The organism is Pseudomonas sp. ChxA (genome assembly GCF_030263855.1).
GTDB lineage: Bacteria > Pseudomonadota > Gammaproteobacteria > Pseudomonadales > Pseudomonadaceae > Aquipseudomonas > Aquipseudomonas fluorescens_CB.
The window spans coordinates 183155-199277 of sequence record NZ_JARPMK010000005.1; the positions used below are offsets into that span (position 1 = coordinate 183155).

Annotated in this window: 20 protein-coding genes; 2 read left to right on the plus strand and 18 right to left on the minus strand. The window is 52.5% G+C overall.

Going from position 1 to position 16123, the window contains the following annotated elements:
• Nucleotides 1-22 precede the first annotated feature (22 nt).
• The 4 genes from dnaN to P5706_RS35410 all read right to left on the minus strand — a co-directional run bounded on the left by dnaN (nucleotide 23) and on the right by P5706_RS35410 (nucleotide 4424).
• On the minus strand, nucleotides 23-1132 hold the full coding sequence (dnaN, locus tag P5706_RS35395; RefSeq protein WP_078465878.1) for a DNA polymerase III subunit beta: 1110 nt from the start codon (nucleotides 1130-1132) through the stop codon (nucleotides 23-25).
• A 157-nt stretch (nucleotides 1133-1289) separates the two neighbouring features.
• Nucleotides 1290-2267: a hypothetical protein gene (locus P5706_RS35400; protein ID WP_153045961.1), complete on the minus strand. Its 978-nt coding sequence runs from the start codon at nucleotides 2265-2267 to the stop codon at nucleotides 1290-1292.
• A gap of 3 nt (nucleotides 2268-2270) precedes the next feature.
• Nucleotides 2271-3023: a hypothetical protein gene (locus P5706_RS35405; RefSeq protein WP_153045962.1), complete on the minus strand. Its 753-nt coding sequence runs from the start codon at nucleotides 3021-3023 to the stop codon at nucleotides 2271-2273.
• 3 nt (nucleotides 3024-3026) lie between these two features.
• Nucleotides 3027-4424, minus strand: coding sequence for a hypothetical protein (locus tag P5706_RS35410; RefSeq protein WP_078465881.1), 1398 nt, complete (start codon nucleotides 4422-4424; stop codon nucleotides 3027-3029).
• Nucleotides 4425-4591: 167 nt separating this feature from the next.
• Between P5706_RS35410 and P5706_RS35415 the strand changes: the two genes are divergently transcribed.
• On the plus strand, nucleotides 4592-4924 hold the full coding sequence (locus P5706_RS35415) for a hypothetical protein (RefSeq protein WP_153045963.1): 333 nt from the start codon (nucleotides 4592-4594) through the stop codon (nucleotides 4922-4924).
• On the opposite strand, the gene P5706_RS35420 is transcribed toward P5706_RS35415, so the two are convergent.
• The 11 genes from P5706_RS35420 to P5706_RS35470 form a co-directional block, all read right to left on the minus strand.
• Entirely contained in the window at nucleotides 4906-5682 is a 777-nt protein-coding gene (locus tag P5706_RS35420; protein ID WP_078465882.1) for a PRTRC system ThiF family protein, read from the minus strand. The two genes, P5706_RS35415 and P5706_RS35420, sit on opposite strands and share 19 nt — an antisense overlap.
• The gene (locus P5706_RS35425; protein ID WP_078465883.1) at nucleotides 5679-6377 is read right to left on the minus strand and encodes a PRTRC system protein B; all 699 of its coding nucleotides are present in this window, start codon (nucleotides 6375-6377) and stop codon (nucleotides 5679-5681) included. Before P5706_RS35425 ends, P5706_RS35420 begins: the two co-directional genes overlap by 4 nt.
• Entirely contained in the window at nucleotides 6364-7830 is a 1467-nt protein-coding gene (locus P5706_RS35430; protein ID WP_078465884.1) for a hypothetical protein, read from the minus strand. Before P5706_RS35430 ends, P5706_RS35425 begins: the two co-directional genes overlap by 14 nt.
• 102 nt (nucleotides 7831-7932) lie before the next feature.
• Nucleotides 7933-8145 (minus strand): PRTRC system protein C, encoded by a 213-nt coding sequence (locus tag P5706_RS35435; protein ID WP_078465885.1) that lies wholly within the window; start codon nucleotides 8143-8145, stop codon nucleotides 7933-7935.
• A 9-nt stretch (nucleotides 8146-8154) separates the two neighbouring features.
• A complete protein-coding gene (locus tag P5706_RS35440) occupies nucleotides 8155-8628 on the minus strand; it encodes a PRTRC system protein E (RefSeq protein WP_078465886.1) in 474 nt (157 codons plus the stop codon).
• 41 nt (nucleotides 8629-8669) lie between these two features.
• Nucleotides 8670-10490, minus strand: coding sequence for a PRTRC system ParB family protein (locus tag P5706_RS35445; RefSeq protein WP_238597269.1), 1821 nt, complete (start codon nucleotides 10488-10490; stop codon nucleotides 8670-8672).
• A 116-nt stretch (nucleotides 10491-10606) separates the two neighbouring features.
• A complete protein-coding gene (locus tag P5706_RS35450) occupies nucleotides 10607-11026 on the minus strand; it encodes a hypothetical protein (RefSeq protein WP_153045964.1) in 420 nt (139 codons plus the stop codon).
• Nucleotides 11027-11639: 613 nt separating this feature from the next.
• Nucleotides 11640-12107 carry a hypothetical protein gene (locus P5706_RS35455; RefSeq protein ID WP_078465888.1) on the minus strand — a complete coding sequence of 156 codons (468 nt, stop codon included), beginning with the start codon at nucleotides 12105-12107 and terminating at the stop codon, nucleotides 11640-11642.
• Between the two features lie 10 nt (nucleotides 12108-12117).
• Nucleotides 12118-12465 (minus strand): hypothetical protein, encoded by a 348-nt coding sequence (locus P5706_RS35460; RefSeq protein WP_011923250.1) that lies wholly within the window; start codon nucleotides 12463-12465, stop codon nucleotides 12118-12120.
• Nucleotides 12462-13094: a hypothetical protein gene (locus P5706_RS35465; RefSeq protein ID WP_177345121.1), complete on the minus strand. Its 633-nt coding sequence runs from the start codon at nucleotides 13092-13094 to the stop codon at nucleotides 12462-12464. The genes P5706_RS35460 and P5706_RS35465 overlap by 4 nt, the downstream gene beginning before the upstream one ends.
• A gap of 8 nt (nucleotides 13095-13102) precedes the next feature.
• Entirely contained in the window at nucleotides 13103-13498 is a 396-nt protein-coding gene (locus tag P5706_RS35470; protein ID WP_078465891.1) for a response regulator, read from the minus strand.
• A gap of 158 nt (nucleotides 13499-13656) precedes the next feature.
• Between P5706_RS35470 and P5706_RS35475 the strand changes: the two genes are divergently transcribed.
• Nucleotides 13657-13935 carry a hypothetical protein gene (locus P5706_RS35475; RefSeq protein ID WP_078465892.1) on the plus strand — a complete coding sequence of 93 codons (279 nt, stop codon included), beginning with the start codon at nucleotides 13657-13659 and terminating at the stop codon, nucleotides 13933-13935.
• Here P5706_RS35475 and P5706_RS35480 read toward each other — a convergent pair.
• Genes P5706_RS35480 through P5706_RS35490 form a run of 3 tightly spaced genes read right to left on the minus strand, consistent with a single transcriptional unit; the run spans nucleotide 13932 to nucleotide 15111 of the window.
• Nucleotides 13932-14261 (minus strand): hypothetical protein, encoded by a 330-nt coding sequence (locus tag P5706_RS35480; RefSeq protein ID WP_078465893.1) that lies wholly within the window; start codon nucleotides 14259-14261, stop codon nucleotides 13932-13934. The two genes, P5706_RS35475 and P5706_RS35480, sit on opposite strands and share 4 nt — an antisense overlap.
• A complete protein-coding gene (locus tag P5706_RS35485; RefSeq protein WP_078465894.1) occupies nucleotides 14258-14668 on the minus strand; it encodes a hypothetical protein in 411 nt (136 codons plus the stop codon). The genes P5706_RS35480 and P5706_RS35485 overlap by 4 nt, the downstream gene beginning before the upstream one ends.
• Nucleotides 14668-15111, minus strand: coding sequence for a hypothetical protein (locus P5706_RS35490; RefSeq protein ID WP_078465895.1), 444 nt, complete (start codon nucleotides 15109-15111; stop codon nucleotides 14668-14670). Before P5706_RS35490 ends, P5706_RS35485 begins: the two co-directional genes overlap by 1 nt.
• Between the last annotated feature and the right edge of the window lie 1012 nt (nucleotides 15112-16123).

A 16123-nucleotide genomic window follows, 5' to 3' on the forward strand; every position in this document is an offset into this window, starting at 1 on the left:
CATTTATCTCCAGAGCCTGGCCCTATAGGCGTACCGGCATCAATACGAAACTGTGTGATGGCAAGTCTCGAGCTCTTAGGAGCGTGCCAGAAGCAGCTCCGGAAAAAATCACATCGATCTCGGCGGCTCCAAGAGAACGTACAATTTCCCCAGCCAGCTGGCCGTTGAAACCAATCTCCAGCGGCTCCGCGTTGTAGTCGCATGCGAGAACATCGTCGGCCAGGTCTTCGGCCTTACCGCCCACTGACTGGATCGAAATGGACTCGGCGGAAACTGCGAGGCGCACCAAGGAAACTGCACCTTCGGACAAGAGCCCGACACGGGCCATAGCACCAGCAAATTCGTCGCGGACAATGCGGGCGACGTCGCCTTGCTCAGCAGCTGCTAACAGCTTGCGGTAGTCAGGGAATTTTCCTTCAACTAGCTTCGTGTGTAGTACGCCACCCTCTCGAGTGAAGCGCGCCATGCTGCCAGAGGTTGAAACCCGAACACTTCCGGTGCCAACGAATTGGCAAACATCCTCAATGCAGCTGCTCGGCAGGATGAAGTTTTGCATCGGTTCACCAGTCACAGGTACTTCAGTGACACCCAGGCGAAGTCCATCAGCGGCAGCGAGGGTCATGAGCCCCTGTTGGAAATCGAACAGAATGCCGTTGAGCATCACCCGAACGTCATTACGGGCAGCACAGAAGCCCACTTGATGAACTGCGGTACTGAGGGTACTACCAGCGATGTTCAGCTCACCCTTGCTCTGGTCGGCAGTGAACTCCATGACGGGAAAGTGATCGGCAGGAATTGTGGCGAGAGTGAAGCGCGATCGCGCAGCTGAAATCACGAGCTTAGGCTCGGCAAACTGGATGGAAACCATCGCATCTTTTGCCAGAGCTGAAACCACTTGGTCGAACTTGACTGCCGGGACGCAGACAGCAAACCCATCGCCCTGCAGGGTGAACAGATCGGCTGGGATGGTTAGGCTCATTTGCTTCTGGCCGTTATGAGCAGACAGCACCAAACCTGAGGCATCTACCTGTATCAAAAAGTGACCGTAGACGTCAGTGGCTTTGCGCTGGGGTACACGTGCAACGGTTTTGAGGTAGTGAGCTAGATCGGAACACTTGATGGAGAATTTCATGGGCTAATCCCTTTGAGGTATTGCCCATAATTACTGCCAAAAGAATGTGCCAGAATCAGTCGTGCTGATCAATTATTAACCACATCCTTTGAGGGTTGTTACCGTATGAGTTGCGGAGGGTTATGCACACATTTGTCCCTGGAAATTGTGGATAACATTACATTGCTTCGATCAGAACCTTGCTGAATGCGTTGGTAGCATCACGTCCGTCGACTCTAAATGATGACTTCTGTGCAAACCTTGCCATGTCACTGGCTACCCGGTGGGCGTACCCAGTTTGCCCTGAACGGTCAAAAAGGATCGCCAGCTGAACGTAAGCTTGAAGCCTCATGGCGTCACTAGAAAACTCGTAAAAGTCCTGTGGAGGAGGGTAGACACCTTGGGCTGCTTTGATAACCAGCCGGAACAGCACACCAATGTCTTTGCTGTTCAGTTCTTTGACTAGGCCTGCCGCCCGTTTCAGGAATACGTTTGCGTCTTCGATATGTCCGGTAGTCGCGTAGCTAATCGCTATCTGAGCGAGCTCCATCGTGCTGCCCGGTCGCTTCGCGTAAAAATCTAGCAACACGTCTCTCAGGGTATTTGCCCGCTCGATGTCGCCTGTTGCCAGAAGAGTGAGTAAGCGTTGCTGAAGCGCGTCCATATACGCTGGCTGGTCTACCGAGTTTAAGGTGTTGAGGGACCGTCCAATCGCCTTAACATCGCTTGATCGAGATGCCAGCGCAGCAATGTGGCGAAGGGCTAATACCTGCGCTTCCGGATCCTTCACACTCAGTGCCTCATCGAGTGCTGAATCAAAGCGCTTCTCTCTAGCCGCGTTGATCGCTTGCCCAGCACTAACAAAGTCGCTATCGGGCCTCAGGCACATGAAGGTTTCAGACTGCGTCTTCAGGTCTATCAAAAGCTGGGGGGTTGGAATACCAGCGCCTAGAGTTAATGCCGTAGTGCTGCGGATGGCTGAGTCCCGAACTGAACCAGGATGTTCGGTCTCAACGCTTTTAGCGATCATGTCACCGATGCACTTTTTGTCCGCGTGCTCAAAACAGATGGCTTTTGGAGGCGCTACAACCCAGGCAGGGTCTGCAGCGCAGCCACATAGCGAAAGCATTGCAATGATCAGCGCTTGGGCCTTCACGACTTAACTGACCCAAGGGAAGCGATGAAAGACCTTCCCCTGCTCCGCAGCGAGTTGTAGCAAACGGTTTGCCAGGGAAGAATCCGACTCAGCCTCTACACTGATTGTGAAGACATGGGTTCCCTTAGCGAGCATCTGATCAGCACAGTCTTGATCTGCTGAAGTGAACACTCGAAGGGGGATGTACCTGGCAAGTGCATATTTGTGCACCATTTCAGCTACCCCCGGTTCATCTGAAACGTAGATTTCATCGGGCATTCGGTTCTGAAACAGATGGTCAAAGGTTTTGAATATCTCTGCATCGATCACGCCTACGTCGCCCGCCAGTACAACCCGCCGCAACTCATTTCCTGGCTCATGAGCTTTCATCAACCGCTCGTAGATGTCCGCGGCAACCTGGTCAATCAATGGAACACCTGTTTCGCATCCTGCCTGAAGCAATGACTCACGCAGGTGGTCTTGGTGCTGAACCAACTGCATCCACATTCCTGCTCTTATCAGAGCAAACCGAACCTGAACCCAATCCTGCCGTACACCACCCTGGTCAATGGCACCTGTCTCCAGCAGGAAGTCATCACGATCATCTTGCTTCAGCAGGAACTGACGATAGGACTCATCGACACCCCGGAATTTCTCAGATTCGACGAAGTGCATCAATGAGTAGCAAAACTCTCCCTCGGGCCTATCAAGAGAGCGATAGGCAACAAAGGGTAAAAAAGCATATGGGTCGTAGCTGGGTGAGGTCGATGATTCCATGACTTATCCGATATTGCGGGTAATGCGTTTGTGCAGCTGCATAAGGCCGACTGCCGCTGATGATGCTTCATTGCCATCTTGTGCCTGTTTCAAGAGCTCTGCTACCCAAAGTGGGGGGGGCGAATTTTTGGCGAACCGCAATTGAGTGAATGCATCAACCTCGCTTCTTTGGCCGCTTGTTAATATTTCCGGGGCTATCCTGCCCAGCAGACGGACTACTAATTCATGGAACCTACCGTCGCTCGCGCCAACAGCTAGATTTAGCCATTCCCCCATAGGCGCTTGATGGAGCTCTTGCATCAGTACCTGGTCTTTAGGTGAAAAATCTCCTGCCCACATGCGGTGGTACACGTCAGAAGGTTGAGACGACAACTGGAGTACAGGTGTTTCCTTTAACCTGGACGGTAAGAGCGTCGCAGACCTGAGCTGGGCGATCCTTCGCTTCACCAGTCCGATATCGATGGAAAGCCGAGCTGCATCGGCCGGTCGTATGGCCGAAAGCGGTGCGCAGAAAGGAAAGCGGCTGAGGGAAATCCGCACAAGCGGCCCATTTGGATTTGATGAAGGGTTTCGGACAAAGCTTTGGTATGAAGTGATTGCTGGATTGCATAGTTGGCTAAGATCGGACTCAAGATCCGCCACATACAAAATATCGGGGTATGTGATATCGACACCAACTGGCAGTCCAAGGATGAAGCCTTTCGGTGCCTGCAGACTTTGGTGGACCAGGTACATGGGTGTGGCGCTTTCGAGATCGCAGACCTCACCCTGCTCTAAGCCCAAGGCAGATTTGATGCTCTGTAGAGATGAGTGCTTGAGAGCATGGCCAACAAGCTTGGGACAGCTGGCGTGCGTGTCCGCCAGTAGATCTCTCAACCTCACCGCGCGATTCTCGCCGCTTACATTCGCATCCCACATGAGGAAATGATGGAAGGATTGGGTGTTGGTTGGGTCAGGGCTGTCCGCCCAAGGGTACTCATCCGGCCTTAAGATATTAATGGCCCGGAGCATGGTTTCTAGATCCAGGTAGTAGCTGTGTCCCGGTAGCCCAATGCAGGGGAAAGGCAGAAGATTGCGGTAAAAAGTTGACCTTAGAAACGGATCAACCCGCGTAGTATTACCTAAGCCGATATGCAAACAGTTTGGTCGCGTGAAATGACGATGGACTGTTCTCGCACACTCCAATTCCGAATGGCCGCTCAGCAGATCCATTGAACCGAGTTCAGAGTTAGCAGCAGCCTCCAGATCAACATGCACATCACTGCGCAAACCGACCATCATCTCCATAACCTGAGGCATTAGAGACTCCTCGCACATGAGCGAGTCATAGCGCACGATTTGACCTTCAGCGGGTGATTTACCCGCTGTGATTGCATCGTAGAAATGGATTGCTAACGGCATTTTGTCTCCCCTATAGCCTAATAGTGGAAGGCAACTGCCCTATATTGGGATATTTAGCTAACTGAGCCAGGATTCAGAAGGTTTGCTTTCAGATGACTCATTCAGCGCCAGCGTTATACTCGTATCACACCTCCAAACGTGATCGATCCGTGGGCCCAACGACTACCTTGCAACAAGCTATTCGCCAAGGGGACACCTTGGTGATGCTGGTGATGCACAAGCACGTTCACCTTGCTATGGCCCGACCTGAACCAGCTTTGATTGCAAGGCTAACTCTTTGTGATCTGTCTGTAGCTGGGAGTGAGGTCATCTACACTGTGGAAGTTGATGATCTGCCCGTGCTTCAGGATTTCACGATTTGTACATCGTGTGCCGCAGCATTCGCAGCAAATCTCAGGGAAGGAATGATTGCCCGGGCTAAGGCGTCAGGGCATTCCGGTCTGCCGCCCCAGTGTATGGAGCGGATTTATTTCGAGGCGAATCAGCTATCGCTGTTCTGAGGCGGGAAAGGGTAGGTTTGCTGCTCGCCCGTTTCCAAACTGACGGTGATCCAATTTCGATTTGTAGAGCCAGTACGTATCAACTCCCACACGACGTTCATCGCCGCCGTGGCAACCGTTCGATTAACTAGACAGTCTTGGGCTGCAATCGATTCAGCAGCAGAGCACGACTTCGTATGGTTGTCAGCCATGTCAGCAATTTCGGGGTAGTGATCCAGTACACATGGAAACTTCTTACGGTCTTTGGCCCGCAGCCCACCAAAAACAACCTGACCGTGACGATGTCCGTTGCCCATGTCGAGCCACATTGCGTTGTGCTTGAAGTCACCCTCACTATTCCCGATTGCTAACCGGGCCGAGTTCACATCAACACATGAAATCAGCAGGTCGGCCTTGGCGATCGCAAATCGAGTTTCCTCACAAGGAAACCGGTACGGTAGGCCCACCCAATCAAGTCCAAGGTTCAGGTTGTAACGGTTGGCTAGGGCCACACTCTTGTATGCGCCCAAATCACAAGGCCAAAACCGCTGCCGGACTAGGTTGGATTCGCGCACGATTGCATCATCGATGACGGTGACATGCAGCCCATGTGAATGACCAAGGCTGCGCAGGGCGCAGTGCAACGACGACAGGCAGTCTACGACCTCGCTTCCGTTGCCCCCAGCTCCAAGTACGACGATACGAATTGCTCTAGAAGTCCATTCGTTGGGGGTCTTGTAACGTGTCGCCACTGGCAAGGCCTGAACGGTAGCAGTCATTCTTCACCCCCTGTAACCACTGCATCCTTCAGAGTGAGTTGAACCCCCTTGGCAAGCATCGGAAGCAGTTGAGCTGCCGGAAAGTTTTTGGCGCTGGTGTCGCTCAGCATTTTATAGAAGGCAATAACCTCCTCGTAATTCGTCGGAGTCTTGAGCACCTTGATACCCATGTGCGTATTCACGCATTGCAGCACGAATCGCTCCCAGCCGGGGATGCTCGCGATGGTGTTGTCCTTTGGAACATCGCAGTTGCCCGAGCAGAAGGACCCCGAGCTATACATATTGCCCATTGGGGCCAAGAACAGTTTAGTGTCAGGGGTAGGTCGCCCTTTACCCTTGAAGGCGAAGCAGCGGAGCTTTCCTTGGGAAGCGATAAATATCAGGCCCGGGATCGGAGCTTTGTGAACAGAGTCCCTGAACAGAACGTCAATGACCTGAGGCGGGTTGTACCAAGCCAGCAAGCTACGCGACTTGATCAGAATCCGGGTGTCGATAAATTCGATGCCAGCGTCAATATTCAAAAGAAGATCAACCAGCGTTTCCTTGTCTTCTTCTGAGAACGCCCGACCAGCTCCGAGAGTGAACCCACCTTCTACTGGTGAGTTAATGACCTCATGGGAAGTGAAATCGAGACGATTGGTCTTGGTGTGGTGAAACGCAATGAGGGCGCGGGCCGTGACATCATTGTTGAGCATTTGCAGGAACCTCAAGAGAGAGCTGGATGCGCCTTAGCAGTTCAAGGCATTGGCTAGTTCTCTCCATTATCGGGACTGTGACCTGTGCCACCAGCACCCCGGTGTTTAGCGGGAGCTTCACCGTCACATCGGCGCACTCCTCTAGATCGGCGTTGAAGCCCTCAACAGCTTCAACGTGAAGCGCCTTATGGCGTTCATCTGCGAGCACCCAAATGCAATCGAAGAATCGGTTTGGGCTGTTCTCGTATCCCCCAAGCTCCTCGCTGTCGCCGTAAGCCTGAGCAATTAGGGCGTCAACGGGTTGGTGTCCGTCAACCCGGCTAATGCAAGAGCTGAGCGCGTCAGACAGAACTTGCGCAAGACCAGATTCCCTTGAGTTCCGGCGGCTAATTTCCCGAGCCTGGGAAAGCAATTCACCCAATTCGGCTTTACGGTTTTCGTTGGTAACATCTTGGCCATAGGTAAGCTGATATTTGAAATTGCGCTCGACGTCATCCATCTGCCACAGCAGTGAAGCGGCGCGCTCAACAGATGCATCATCCATTTCGTCGGCATCCATCTCCATCCCCAGCCAGCCAAGCTCGTCGAGGTCATCGTGCGCCTTCAAAACCTCTACAATTTCAGCATGGCTCTTGCCCGTAACGTCATCCTTGATTGCTTCGTAGCTCTCAGAAACCCCGCCCGTGTACTGGCCCCAGCAACTGAAAGCTGTGAATGGCGTGTGAAACGGGATCAAGTAGGTATTCATCGCGTCGAGCGTCTTGGTCAGCAGGATATGCATCTCAAGATTCTCTTGGGTCAACTCTGGCCAATCGAGGTAGAAGCAGTTGCGCTCGCAGGCTTCTAGATAGAAGTCGTTACCGTGGATGTGGCTGTAAAAAGGCTGATCGGTGTAGACCGTGCCGCCTTCGACATTTCGGCATTCGCGCTGAGCTTGAGGCCACAAGGCGTCAAGGGCTGTCTTAGTTGCGTTGACAAGGTCATAGCCGCAATCGGCCCCCTGAGTGAGGATGGGGGCGAGAACAGAATCGTGCAGCAATCCTGCCTCAGCTACCGACAGCGCAATCCCGGAAGCGTATGTGATGTCGATGTCCTTACGGGCCAGACCGTAAGCAATTCGCTCGGCATCAGGAACCGCAGCCTCGCGTGTGAACTCGACCCGCGACTCAATGCTACGCACAACCTTGCCAGTCACCAGATGCAGGCCGTACCCATTCGGGTAGCAGTTGAGAGGGCTTAGGTCAGATTCGTGAAGCAATCCTCCCTGAAGGGCCTCCAAGCAGAAAGCGCTGTGACCTTTATGATCTACCAAATAGCCGTGCTCGCGCATGAACAAGGCAGCAACACTGTGTTGCACTGCTGCACTAACATGCGGGATGGTCAGCGCGGTTAGCGGGGCGCTAGGGAACTGGAGAGGACTCCAGGTTTGCTTGGTTTGTGCATGAGATTCCACAGTCTGACCTGCTGGCTGCGCTCAAGGCAGCAATCGTTGATGGTGGGTTCGGGAGTGGGGGCGGCTGCACCGCCCGCCCATGCCCTGAGTTGTTCTATCGGGCTAGCCGCGGTCGCCGAAGTTGCCTTGACGGAACTCATAAACTTGAGAATCTCCTTCGTTGATAGGGTCGATCAACTTGCCGCCATTCAGGCGAGGAAATTGACGGGCATAGTGCTTGAGCACATCCATCGGCTCCATGCTCGGATCAGGATCAGGAAGATCGCGACCGGCAAAGCGAAACAAACGGCTCAGAGTGAGAATTGAAACGGCCATAAATCCCCCTTAAAAGTTCGTTGCACTGTTGCCAGTAACTTCAGTTGCCACGGGGGCGCGATGGCCTGAGGCTTCGCTGTCTGCATCGCTGTCGGCTTCATCGTCACGGTCTTCGCTTTCGCCCACAGCAGGTGCAGTGGAGGCAGCTTTTGCCGCAGGCTTCGACTTGGCTTCATCAACCGCCTTAGTGGCAAGGCGCTCGATTTCATCCAGAGCGCTCAAACCACGACGCACTACAGCCGCCTTGGATGCGATCAACTCTGCGAACGCTTCCTCGATTTCCTCTGGCGTGCCACTCACTACCATTGGCTTTGCAATTGCGGAACGAAGCTGAACGACTGCCTCGGAGGATTTTTCAGGGGTTGGGCCAATGTCCGGGGTGTACAACAGCTTTATCTTTCCATCACCTAAGCCATGCAGCTCGACGGTTGATTTCAGGCCGGTGGTGAGTACCGCACCTACTGACTGGAGAAAAGTGTTCATCGTTTGTGTTCCTCGTTAAGTTGGAGCCAGTGTGGGGGTGGTTAGACTGTGCCAGAACCATCGTAAGCAGAGATTTTCATCGTCTCTGGCAGATAGCCTTTCCAGCTGAATTCCTCAAATGCTAGGACGGCCTTGATAATTTCATCGCTCTTGCCCATCACAAGTTTTGCGAACTCTTTCGCCCCTTTGACTTCGTCATACTTCGCTTCAAAACCGCTGGCTTTACAGTCAGCGACCACACCGGCTTTAGTCAGGGACTTGAGGTAGCTTTCGGTCATCTGAAAATGATCGACCGGATCCATACCCGCTGCCTTGATGAATGCAATGGATTGAGCACCAGGAATCGATTTCTGGAATTGGTCGCTGCCGTCGCGGCGGAAAACAGTACAAGCGGCCAGTTGGCTCAGATATCCCTGAAGCTCCTCTGCGGGTTTCTGTGCCAGTGCAGCCTCGGTAGATGCCCGGTCATGCCCGAACAGACCATTCGGTAAGCCAAGGGCCTTCTGCAAGCGGGTAAGCAGTTCGCTTGGCAGATCGGAACGCATGTCGAGGTACATCGAAACGATGGCAATCGCCAACGAGTAGGATGGATTCGCTTGAATAGCCTGACTGCCCATTTGCGAAAACAGAGTGAATGCCTCGCGCTTGATCGCCTTTTTGACCTCCTGCGGCTTGGCAGGGGAGTTAGCACCGGGCTTAGTTGCCGACTTTGGGCCGGTAGCAGCCGGAGCTTTTCCAGTCGGGCTAAGCGATTGTGCGTTGTCGCTTTGATTCGCTGCGGGTTCAGCAGTGGCGCTAGCGATCAAGGCTTTATAGGCAGTTTTATGCTCGTTATGGCAAGACGTATTGAAACAGTGACCACCGATGATGTGCCCTTCGTTCCCCGGCTTGGTGCTCACCACAGCGCCGTAGCTCTTGCAGGCTGTGCAAGCAGTGAATTGATTGATGCCGACGCCATTCGGGCCTTTGTCTTCCAAAAGCACATAGCCATTGTCAGGAAGGGTCAGGTCGGTATGGACGATTCCGTACTCTTGCTCGGCCTCAATGAGCTTGACCTTAATGAGCGAGGACGTTTTCTCCTCCCAGCAGGTGCGATTCTGGCACTTAGCTTCACCAAGCGAGGTGCCGAACAGATCACCGAATTGCGAGCTGTTATGTTCGCAGCCTTGGCAGGCAGTTGTATCGAAGGGGGCATTAGCGATAACCCCGGAAAGTTGGATCAGTCGCTCGCGGGTCGCGGCAACTGTCATCTTGCGCTCAACAATACGGGCACAGATTAGTCGCTGGTCATCGTGAATCATTGGTGCAAGCAGTTCGGCATGGCCGAGCTTGATATCCCCTTGCACAAGGGCTTCAGCAACATCGTCGCAGCATTTGGACAGAAGGATGCGAGCGTCGAGCTTGGAGCGCGACCAACCGAGTGTTCGGCATGCCTCTTCGTGATCGTTGTTCTGATCAGCAAGCTCAGTAACGGCTGCATACGACTCCTCAATGGGAGTCAGATCGGCGCGCTGGATGTTCTCGATGGTGGCTGCGCGGCGCGCCTCAACATCGGTCATTTCACGAATAATCGCGGGGATATCCGATATGTCCAGATCGACGCTGATATCGAAACGGGTGTTCCCATAGACGACTTCGTATGGATAGTCAGCATTGAGGACAGGGCGCAACAAGATGGGTTGAATGACACCTTCAGCCCGGATGCTTTCTTTCATCTGTGCATAGCGGGCCTTATTGCGACCCTTACGGGGGTCATTCTTTGGATTGCGTCGGATTAGATTACAGGCCACTCGCTGACCAGAGAGCGCTGGATCAATTTGGGTGTGGGGGACATTGGTGGTCGCAAGAGAAAGGTTCGTCACGGGAGGATCTCGTTATGTTGGGATGGGCAAATTGTTGACCCCATAACTGCGTGCCAGAACCCTCAGCGTCCGTATTTATCTTTAAATCCAGTTCAAAGTTTAAGTACGGAGCCGGGTTAGGGTTTTATTTTCCTTTGCCCTTTTGATTTCATAAATTCGGGTACCACAACACCATTGAATACCTGGGTGTCGAGATGGGGGAATGAATGGACCTTCTTACGTAGCCACTCACCCCAGCGGTTAACCGCTGAGAGTTGAGCTTCAGTGAGATGCCACTGACTATGGAGTTTATTGAGCATCGCAGTCAGAAATTCGCGTCGATCGGCGTGCGTGTTCTCCAGAGCCTCACGAAGCCAGTGATTGACTCCAATGCAACGCATCACATTAGCCTCACTGAAAACCGTATTCTGCTCACCCGCATTCCGAATCGTCCCTGCAACTCTCTTGCGGTCAGCTTCATCAAGTTGCCCCGTTCGGGTATAGGCATCAAAAGCCTGAGTCAATATTTGAGAGCGATGGTGCGCAAATTCGGACATGAATTCGCACCTCAGCCTGAGGTACTGAACGATCTTGTCGAGAGGTGGAAGTGGAGAGCGGACCTGAACCTGAGTCTTGGGTACAGACCCAAGCTGCGGAACTGATTTCAAGCTTGGAAGAGTCGAGGGGGCGGGAGGCAAAGTTGGGTCATCGTCGGAGACTACGAGCAGCGCAAGGCGAGTAACGTCCAGAAGGCGTTCTTCTGGAGGGCCTAGCATTGTTTTCGCGCAATTAGGGCCGGCAAAGGCCTCTTCAGACCCGTTGGAAATAACGATTCCTTTGCGGCTCCGCAGAAGCCGGTTGCAGAAAATGCAAATGGCATGAGGGCCCAGATAGTCAACACGCGAGTAGTGCCACATTCTGAAACCCTCTAAAAAGCCGAAAAGGTCTACATCACTTTCCGGGGGGCGGTGAGTAGGATCCTGTTGTACGAATGAGCCATAAATATCAAACGAACCAACCTTTGCCTCCCCATAATCCGGACGTAAGGGCTACAGCAATAGCAGCGCACACACATACGAGTATCAAAAGTCTTAACAAGGGGACCTCCAAGGACACACCGATCTAAAAACGTTAACCCTCGTAATACATGCCGAAGCACATTCAAAAGTGCTAAAGCACCTTCAACATCACCACGTATTTACCATCGATCACAACGACCTTTGTACGGTTGGGCTCAACCTGGACGGTATCGGAGAACGCTTTATTACTCATGTTCACCTCTTGATTTTGACCGCAGGAAAAACGCTTGCCGTCGACCAGACTATCAAGGGTTGAGACCTGACCGATGACCTCGACAGGCTGCGAGCCATCAGCTGCTTTGGGCAAGGAGCGCAAAGAGAGCAGCAGACCAGTTTTGTACTGGGCTTCCCGGCAAACGTCCCGCTTGGTTGCACCATCCTTGAATGCTGCCTGGTAACGATGGCTCTCACGAATGTCGAGCTCGTATTTGTTGCCATCCAGAGCGTAGTGGTAAGCCTGTGGCTCTTCAGCACCTGCAACCACAGAGACCTGCAGTTCCGCGGTTGCTGCGTGGGTTACCAAAGGGACCAGGCACAACATGAAACCAATCCAACGCATTGGTAAGTCCTCACAGGATATTGGCAAACTTGCTCATGATGAGTTTGAGAGCTGGTACGTCACCAAAGGTGGCGTGATCAAGCTTCGCTTTTGGGGTTGCAGGGTATTTGTCGAAATCGAACTCAATGACCTCAGGAACACCCGCCCAAGCTGTAACCTGATGGCATTCGGTGTAACCGTTGCAAAGAACGTCGATCAGGAAAGCATCCTTCCCATCCGGGTACGAGACACGGCATGTCTCGAACATACTTTCGTAGTACCCCATGGCGTATTGCGCCAGCTCGATCGAAGTCAGTCCGTCAATCGAACAGGCCACACCGACATTAGGGGCAAAAACCAGAACCGTTTTCGTAGTCACAGTGGTGCGGCCCGGACATTAACGCTGATCGGTTGAACCGAACCGAAGTTGAAGGTCTTCTCTTCACCAGGTTTGCCGTTGAATCGGACGTTCAAACGGTCCATGTGGATCAGCGGGTTAGGTGTATTCAACTCTGCAGATGGGACGTAAGTCCGATCGACACCTAGGCAGAAACTCAAGTTTTCGTCTTTGAACTGAGGCTGTGCAGCACGGACAAAGTAACCTTCAGGGAAGTAGAACAAATCGCCCTGTTTGACCATGCCATTTTTGTCGACGCCGACCATGAGAGTCTTGTCTTTCTGAAAGTCGCGCACCAGGACATCACGGCCGTGGTTTGATGGGAGTTCAACCTTGATCAGGTTTCCGTAGGTGTCAGGGCTGTGGTCAAGGATTTGAATTTCAATCCGAAAACCGGTGATCTGTTGAACACCATTGGGTTGGTAAGTCCGCTCATCCCGCCAGCGCTCTGTGCACTGTTCATCAGGAACATTGGTGGTTTCGGTAACAGCTACGGTCCCAGAGTGCTCTTTGGAGTCGTACTGGTACGTTTTCTGCTGGAACTCGGGCTTGCTAGCACAGCCCGCGATGGCGAGGCAAAGAGCTGTGAGGCTGAACAAAGACTTGAGCATGGTCATCCCTAATTGGCCGGGAGGCAATATTTGTTGAGTGAGGATTGGTTCACGATGCCGGCCAGGCCGAGTTCGTGTATTGCTTTTACGACATTGGTCTGGTTGAGCGGAGGGATAACAATCATTGACCGTTCGGGTTCTCCATTGCCGACAACCTGAGGACCAACACACATGAGCATTGCGGGGGTGGTGTCGGTTATTACCTGAGCCAAAGCCTTGAATGGCTGGGACCTGAAACCCTCAAGCCCAAAGACAATCACCAGGTCAGGCTTTGATTCAGCTATTTCCTCAAGTGCTCCGGCAACGGTATTGCACGCACGAACCCTATCGAAGAAGTCGCTTAGGATCTGCTGAGTGTGAAACGCCTCGGACGCGACGTCAGTGAGGATGAGTGCTCTTGCCATGACAATGGTCAGTTCTGGCCCATGATTGAGCAGATTCTAACTGCCGCGGCACACATGACAATCCAAAACACCTCATCAGAATTCGGGAAGGGCGTTATGACTTGCTGAGAGGGGGAATACCGGCACAGTGGTTTGATCTATACAACCACTGGTGAACCATGGCAGATGAGTCCGCTACAACCTGGATGAATACCTATTCAATGCCAGTTGTGCCAAAGGGTGAGAGGTATGTGAAGCTCAGCGGCCTAGCTGAGAAATACAAGCGTGAGGCATGGGAACAGATATCGAGCACCAATCCTGCCTTGGCTCAATTGCTGAAAGAGCCAGAGCTTAGGGAAGCCATAAAATTCTTCGACGCTGATCTCTTTGTCGAGGCGTCATCGGCCCCTTGCCTTCCTGTGGAGTCGCTGAAGGGCCGGAAGCGAGCGGAATCTTAGAACGGCGACCTTAGGTCCTCTTTCAACTGTTCGAAGCGTCTACGGCGCTCGACGATGTCCAGCTCTGGTTCAAAATGCTCGGAGTTGCCGCCCAGGGGGCTAAGGTCAAGGCAAGCCTTGGGCGGGGGATCTGGGAGAACCAATTCTGCTGGATCTTTTCCAATCGACATCATCAGATGAGAAATAGCAGCCATGATCTGTTCGACAGATAAACCGCTTGGTGGCCTCGCCACTTGGTGGCATAGATTGTCGACAGATTGCTGAATTTCTTCAGTGTTTGGCTTTTCATTCGAGAGCCATTCTTTTGCTTGCTCCAACGGGCTCATCTGAAACCTCCTGGGCGAACCAATGTGGATCTGAGCTCTTGCAGCCTGCTTCGCTTTTCCTCCTGGCTCAGCGGTGCGACCGTTACCTGATCGGGGTACAAGTTCCCATAATCAAGCCCTGCTGAACCAACAGTTGCCAGCTTAGTTTCCAAGCCGTCACTGATCGGAATTTCAGGGTAGGAGGGGAGGTCTGATAAGTCGCCACCGCCGTCGACAAAATGCTCAGTCAGAGCGTCGTAGGTATCCCGAGAATCATCGTCGTTGGCGATAGCACCTTTGGAAACCTTGGCAACTATCGCTGATAAGGCTTGCTTCACATCGAGCAACTCAGGGTTGGACATGAGCCATTTCTGGGATCGTACGAGCAGTGATTGGGTGCCGCCAATTGGACTTGCTTTTGCGTTCATTAGCGTGCGGCTCCAGAGATCTCTTCATGCCCAGGCTGTACCGGCATCCCGAGTGCTTTGTTAGTCAAGCTTCGTATCAAAGTCCGCTCTAGAGCGACTGCTAGTGCGACCATGGAAATCATGAGCAAACCAGCTATCGTCATCTGCAGACCGCGTTCGCTCAAGAAACCGAGCAAGCAAGCGAAGGCAAAATCCAAAGGGACTGCAAGCCCTCCAATCAACAAGGTTGGAGCCAGAAGCCATGACATCGAACGCACCGAGCGAGCAATCACTAACGCGATGATGCAGGCTGGTGATACAGCGCCAGCGAAAGAGATAACCGTTGGGCCTACTGGTAGTGGCGAAGGAGTAAGCATCAGATACCCGATGACCAAGCTCCCAACGAGTGACCCGACCGTAAAGCAAATGACGGCAAAACGACCGTAGGCGGTTAGTCCTTCCATAGTGAAATCCTCGCAGTGAATGTGAGGGTATTAAGCTACGTAAGGGCGCGTGCCAGAAGCGGGTAAATCAAAGGAATAAATAGGAAAAGGACAAAAGAAGGAAGGAACTCAGGAACCCAATAACCGCGGGCCTTGCAGCGTATCAACGTGGACCAAACCTGACTCCAACCGTGCATCAATCCTGATTAAGAGACAAAAAGGAAGCCGGAATCATGGACCAATCCTTACTGTATAAGAACTGATCGTGAACTAAACCTCACTAGCCTTAGCTTGATCGTGAGCCAATCCTCGCTAAGGAAAGCTGCTATTTAGAGCGAATTTCTGTGGATAACTAGAGATACAAAGGGTGAATGCACCAATCCTGACTACTATCGTGAACCAATGCTTACTACTGTATAGCGGTGAAAAGAACAAAATATTTTCACTTGGTCAAAATTAGAGACGAATGTCAGAGAACAGTTCATTCCTTTCGACATCAAGGAATCGTGAAGCAATCCTTGCTAAGCGGTACCGAGAACACAGTTAACATTGAAGTCAATTCAGAAAAGGGCGCGAACGGGCAAAATGCAAGTCTGCCTGGAACACACCGATTTGGAATTTTCGAATCGTGCATCAATCCTTGCTATCGTCGCTGGTGAATCGTGGAGCAATCCTGACTGTTCAAATGACAGTAATCGATCGATGGCGGATCGGCCAGATGTCGATTTTGAATAAGGTTTGAACGTGATTCGACAGCGAGGTCTTGCCATGAAGACGCAGAGTCCTCGGATTGGAGGCAAGGAAACCGAGTGTAATTTGGTATCGAGAGAAGATTAGGCTCGGCAATCGTGCACCATTCCTGACTTCTGATTTGCCTGCACCTGGAACATGTTTCAGAACAGGTTGGTTTGAGAGAAATACAACTATAGCTGCCTATTCAAACCTGTCGCAGCGGGCTTAGGATTAATGAGCGCAACAGGATGGCACCTAAGCCTTCGGTTACAATTGGTCTGTAACGAAGGTTCTCCTGAAT